The 5,820-nt window shown below is 74.9% G+C and carries 4 protein-coding genes; 2 read left to right on the top strand and 2 right to left on the bottom strand.

Annotated elements, in window-relative coordinates; genetic code table 11:
* Positions 1–78: 78 nt before the first annotated feature.
* Complete coding sequence (locus LCE31_RS35495; protein WP_225021930.1) at positions 79–426, bottom strand: excalibur calcium-binding domain-containing protein; 348 nt, start codon at positions 424–426, stop codon at positions 79–81.
* Between the two features lie 383 nt (positions 427–809).
* Between LCE31_RS35495 and LCE31_RS35490 the strand changes: the two genes are divergently transcribed.
* Entirely contained in the window at positions 810–1,694 is an 885-nt protein-coding gene (locus LCE31_RS35490; protein WP_225021928.1) for an LLM class F420-dependent oxidoreductase, read from the top strand.
* A gap of 199 nt (positions 1,695–1,893) precedes the next feature.
* On the top strand, positions 1,894–3,297 hold the full coding sequence (locus tag LCE31_RS35485; protein ID WP_225021927.1) for a prenyltransferase/squalene oxidase repeat-containing protein: 1,404 nt from the start codon (positions 1,894–1,896) through the stop codon (positions 3,295–3,297).
* Between the two features lie 22 nt (positions 3,298–3,319).
* On the opposite strand, the gene LCE31_RS35480 is transcribed toward LCE31_RS35485, so the two are convergent.
* Positions 3,320–5,464, bottom strand: coding sequence for a bifunctional glycosyltransferase 87/phosphatase PAP2 family protein (locus LCE31_RS35480; protein ID WP_374118662.1), 2,145 nt, complete (start codon positions 5,462–5,464; stop codon positions 3,320–3,322).
* Positions 5,465–5,820 lie beyond the last annotated feature (356 nt).

The following is a 5,820-nucleotide window of genomic DNA, read 5'->3' as shown; positions in this document are numbered from 1 at the left end:
CCCCCGCGCCTCCCCTTGTGCCCAGCCCCGCGCCTCGTCGTACGCCTCGGCCTGTGCCGCTCCCGAGCCTTCTCGCGGCTACTCGCAGGCCACTCCGTCGCCGTCGCGGTCGAGATGGGCGTCGTAGCCCGGGTCCCCCCGGTGCAGCGGCGTGACACCCGCCGCGCGTGCGGCGGTGCAGTTGGCGTAGTACCGCGTGCTCCCTCCGCCGCCGCTCCCGCTCCCGCTGCCGCTGCCGCCCCCGGTCCCGGTGGCGGCCCGCGGGGCGGCCGGCCTGACCGTGACGTGCACGGTGCGGGTTCTGGTGACCGTCACGGTGGGCGCCGGGTCGGCCGATTCGGTGACGGTCGCCGTAGCGGTCGGGTCCGCGGGCGGCGGCGTGGCGGTGACGGTCTCCGTGGCGGTCGCGGTGACCGTCGGCGTCACATCGGCCGCGGCCGCCCCAGGCCCTCCGCCGGCGCCGCAGCCCGAGGCGCCGGCGCAGACAGCGGCCAGGAACAGGGCAGCGGCGGCGGGCCGCGGCACGCGCCCGCGCGGCCCCGCTCCCCGGCCGCGCGGCCCGCGGCCTTCGTCGAATCCAGCGGACGGGGCCGTGGCCAACGGCCGTTCGGGCGATGCGTTGCGAACCATGTGTCCCCCCAGGACCGTTCGTCGGAGGCCCGACCGTAGCGCCGGACTGCCGCACAGCGGACCCAGATGTTCCCTTGGTGACCATTTCGTGATGGAAGCGTGGATGTCCGTACGGCACTCGGGCGGAGCCGAGACGGAACAACGGGCCGTGGAGCCTGGTTGGCGCCACCATGGCGTCCATGAACACGAAGAACTCCACGAACTTCGGCACCATCGGTGTCTGGAGCGGTGCCCTGCGTACGAGCAACCCCGAGCACGGCGACCGGATCGGCGATGCCGCGGCGGAGCTGGAATCCCTCGGCTACGGCACGGTCTGGATCGGCGGCAGCCCCTCCGTCGCCGAGGCCCGTCCGCTGCTCGACGCGACGACGCGGCTCACGGTCGCCACGGGCATCCTCAGCATCTGGGACCACAGCACGGAGGAGGTCGCGGCGGGCCGGGCCGATCTTGAGCGCAGCTACCCGGGCCGGTTCGTGCTGGGCCTCGGCGCGAGCCACAGCGCCCTGGCGGAGCGCTACGAGCGCCCGTACTCGACGATGAAGGAGTATCTGACGGGCCTGGACGAGGCGCCGGAGCCGGTCCCCGCGAGCGGACGCGTGCTGGCGGCGCTCGGCCCGAAGATGCTGAAGCTGTCCGGCGACCGGGCGGCGGGGGCGCACCCGTACCTGGTGACGGCGGAGCACACGGCGCAGGCGCGCGAGATCCTCGGCCGGGGCCCGCTCCTCGCGCCGGAGCTGAAGGTGGTGCTGGACCCCGACCTGACGGCGGCCCGCGCGAAGGCCCGCGCCTATCTCGGCTTCTACATGAAGCTGCCGAACTACACGAAGAACCTGGAGCGCCTCGGCTTCGGCGGGGCCGACTTCGAGGGCGGTGGCAGCGACCGGCTCGTCGACGCCGTGTTCGGCCTCGGCGACGCGAACGCGATCGCGCGGAAGGTGGGGGAGTTCCTGTCCGCGGGCGCCGACCACGTCGCGGTCCAGGTGGTGACGGAGAAGACGGGCACGGACCTGCCGCTGGCCCAGTGGCGCGAACTGGCCGGCGTCCTCCCGATGACCGGCGTATAGACCGCCGACGGCGCCCGGCCGGCGGGTCTGCGCCGGGCCCGCCGCCGGTGCGCGGGGCCGGCCGCACCGGGTGCCGGGCCGCAACGCGTGGCGGCGGGCACGCACGGGCCCGGGGGCGCACGCGCGCGGGGGCGTGCTCCCGGCTCCCGGTACAGTGGCCCGGTCCCCCGCCGCCCGTCAGGGAAGTCGCGTCCGCACCATGACCACCGCCGCCCGCCGAGCAGCCGCCGCTCTCGCCGCCTCCGCCCTGCTCTCCGGCGGCCTGGCCCTCTCGCCGGGTGCCGCCGCCGCTCCGGCGCCCCACACGAGCCATACGGCGGCCACGAAGCACCCGGCCAAGGCCAAAGCCAAGGCCTACAAGCCGCGTGCGGCCGACGCCGCGCTGTACGGCGCGACGAACCCCGCCAAGGACGGCGTCTCCCGCCAGTCGCTGGCCATGCTGGGCCTGTACGCCGCGAACCGGCGGCCCGCCAACTCCGCGATCCGCTGGCTCCAGGCGCAGCAGTGCGCCGACGGCTCGTTCACCGCGTACCGGGCGCAGGCCGGCGCGCCCTGTACGCCCGCCACGCCCCGCGACATCGGCGCGACGGCCCTGGCGATGCAGGCCCTGGCCAGCGTCGGCGGCCAGAAGCCCCGCCTGACCGCGGCGCTCAACTGGCTCCGCACGCAGCAGAACACGGACGGCGGCTGGGGCACCTCCCCCGGCGCGCCCACGGACGCGTCGTCCACGTCCCTGGTGATCGGGACGATCGCGATGACGGGCGCGAGGCCGAGTTCCGTACGGTCGCCGTACACGACCAACCAGGGGTACGACGCGCTCGTCGGCCTCGCCCTGCCCTGTTCCGTCAGCCATGGCGCGGGCGGCTTCGCCGCGACCCTGCCGGCCCCCGGGCAGTGGCCGGCCGCGGACCCGCGCTCCACCGCCGAGGCCCTGCTCGGCGGCATCGGCAAGCGCCTTGTCGCCGCGCCTGTGCAGTCGGGCCCCGCGCCGGTCTGCCACACGGCGGGCGCGAACACCCCCGAGGTCGTCGCGCGCAACGGCGCCGCCTACCTCGCGCCGATGCTCACCCCCGCGGGCTCCCACCTGACGACCGCCTCCGGTGCCGCCGACCCGTCGGCCACGGCGGACGCCGTCATCGCGATGTGCTCCGCCGGATACGGCAGGCAGGCCGCGGGCGCGCTGCACTGGCTGGAGGCGAACAGCGCCGCGTGGACGAAGAAGGCCGGGCCCGCCGCGTACGCCCGGCTGATCTTCACGGCCCACACGGCGGGCGTCGACCCGTCCGACTTCGGCGGCACCGACCTCGTCAAGGGGCTGGAGGCGGCGGGTCCGCCCGCGGTGGCCAAGCCCGCGCCGCGCCCCGCGGGCTCGCCCGGGGCGAGCGCGAGCCCCACGAAGACGGCCAGGCCGAGCACCAGCCCGAGCCCCACGCCGTCCGAGGCGGCGCTGAATCCGAGCTACGTCTCCCCGGCCGCGGACGCCGACACCAGCCCGGTCTGGTCGGGCGCCATCTGGTGGGTCGCGATCGCCCTGGTCGTACTGATCGCGGTGGGTGTCGTCGTCGTCAACCGCCGCAGCGCGCACGGCCGTCCGCGCGGCTGACACCTCCTCGGCCCTGTCCGGCCTAGCAGGGCGGGGACGTCCTGTGATCGGGCCTGTCCTGGGCGCCGGGGTCGTCGGGGCGCCCGGCGCTCTGCGGCGGCGCGGGGCCGTCCGCGGGTGACCGTACGTCCGGCGGCAGGGGTTTGACCGGGAACGGGTCGGGCGCGAGCACCGCCGCGAGAGCCGGTCCGCCGATCCCCGCGGTGCGGACGCCGAGCAGCAGCCGGCGCGGTCCGCCCAGCAGATAGGTCAGGCCGAAGCCGCCCGCCACTACGGCCGCGCCGCCGACGGCGTCGAGCACCCAGTGGTTGGCGGTGGCGATGATGGCGGAGAGGGTGAACAGCGGGTCGAGCAGCGCGACCAGCTTCATCCACGTTTTGGGCGCGAGCACGATCACCGTGACACCGCACCACAGGGACCAGCCGAAGTGCAGTGACGGCATCGCCGCGTACTGGTTGGTGAGGGCGGTCATCGCCCCGTAGCTCGGGTGGGCGAGGTCCTGCGGGCCGTGCACGGTGTCGATGAAGCCGAGGCCCGGCATCAGCCGCGGCGGGGCGAGCGGGAAGAACCAGAAGCCGACGAGCGCCAGGAGGGTCGCGAAGGAGAGGGAGGAGCGGGCCCAGCGGTAGTCGGCGGGGCTGCGCCAGTACAGGACGGCGAGGATCGCCAGCGGGAACGCGAAGTGGAACGTCTCGTAGTAGAAGTCGAGGAAGTCGCGGAACCATCCGACGTGCGTGATGGCGTGGTTGGCCCAGTGCTCGATGTTGATGTGGAGGGCCGCTTCCAGCGCGTGGACCTCGCGGCCGTGCCGGTCGGCGGTCGCGGGGTCGGCGGCGGCGGCGAGCCGAATCCAGGAGTAGGCGGAGTAGCCGACACGGATGACGAGCAGTTCGAGCACCAGGTTCGGGCGGCCGACGAGCCGCCGCCACACCGGGGCGGCGAGCGGGACCCGGCGGAACCTGGCAGGTACGGGCTGCGCGTAATCGGTCGGCACGGGTCTGTCGAAGTACGGCGAGGTACGGGAGAGGAACGGTACGACGCAGGCCGCCGCGAGGGCCGCGAGCAGCGGCACGTTCTCCCGTACGGGCGCGACGACGCCCATGTTCGGCAGCAGGACGGTACCGGGCAGGGTCATCACGAGGACGACGACGATGGGCCAGACGAGCCGGTCCTTGGCCCGGGTACCGACCCTCCCGGCCAGCGCGAGCAGTATCCACATCAGCTGGTACTGCCAGGCGGTCGGGGACACGGCGACGGCCACGCATCCGGTCACGGCGACGGCCAGCAGCAACTGGCCGTCCTTCGCGTACCGTACGGCGCGCCGCAGCCCGGTCCAGATCACCGCGGCGGCGAGGACGGCGGCGAGCGCGACGCCCCAGGGCCCGTGCGCCCCGAAGCGCAGCAGCGCGCCGTGCAGGGACTGGTTGGCGAGTCCCGCGCCGGGTTCGCCGAGGCCGATCCCGGCGAGGTGGTGCACCCAGTACGTACGGGAGTCGGCGGGCAGGACCGCCCAGGCGAGCAGCGAGAAGCCGGCGAAGGAGGCCAGGGACGTCAGGGCCGCCTTCCGCCGCCCCGTCAGCCACAGCAGCGGGGCGAACAGCAGGACGGCGGGCTGGAGCGCGGCGCCCACGCCGACGAGCAGCCCGGCGAACCGCTCCCCGCGTGCGACGAAGCAGCCGAGCAGGACCAGCAGGACGGGGATGATGCTGGTCTGGCCGAGGTGGAAGCTGTTGCGCACCGGCAGCGAGACCATCAGGAGGCTGACGGCGACGGGCGCGGCCGGCACGGGCACCCGGCCGGGCAGGGCGCGTGCCGCGATCACTCCGACGGCGGCGACGAGGAGCAGCGTGCTGAGGGTCCAGGTGACGCCGAGGGCCTGCTCCGCCGAGCGGGCCAGTGGTTTGAGGACGAGCCCCGCGAAGGGCGTGCCGGTGAACGTCGAACCGCGGCCGTAGAGCGAGCCCGTCACATGGAGGACTCCCCCGGGTCCCGTCCAGGTCTCCAGGTCGGTCAGGCGTCTGCCCGGTGGTTTGTCGAGGACGGCGGCGGCCTGGCGCGCGGCGAGCACCGCCGCGAGGAGCCACAGCAGCGCGCGCGCCGCCACGAGTCCGGTACTCACCCCTCTCGGTGCCGTACCACCCCGCGCACTGCCCTCCGCGTTCGCCACGTCGAGACGACCTTCCTCTCCCGTCCGAAACCGCCATCATCGCTGCCCTTGCGGCACAGAGCCTGGCACTGCCCTCGCCGGAAGACTCAGGCAACCCCCTCTTCGCCTGACTGTCACCCCCGTTTCGCCCGGACGGCGCGGCGGCGGGCCGCCGCGGCCGAGCCGCGCCCGGGAGAGCCGCGCGCACCTGACGCGGTTTCAGGGGGAAGTCCTCGGAGGCTGCGAGTCCCCGAAGGGGATCATGCACGGACGACGGGGCCCGCTTCGACACGGCGTGCCGGTGCCGACGGTGCCGAAAGGCGGCGCTGAGGCTGACGGCGAAGAGGGCAGGGGATGCCGGGGAGGTCGGGGAGGTC

Origin of the sequence: Streptomyces sp. 8L, assembly GCF_020176795.1 — a bacterium.
Taxonomy (GTDB): Bacteria; Actinomycetota; Actinomycetes; order Streptomycetales; family Streptomycetaceae; genus Streptomyces.
Note: the sequence above shows the minus strand (reverse complement) of the source record. Positions and strands in the feature narration are given on the sequence as shown.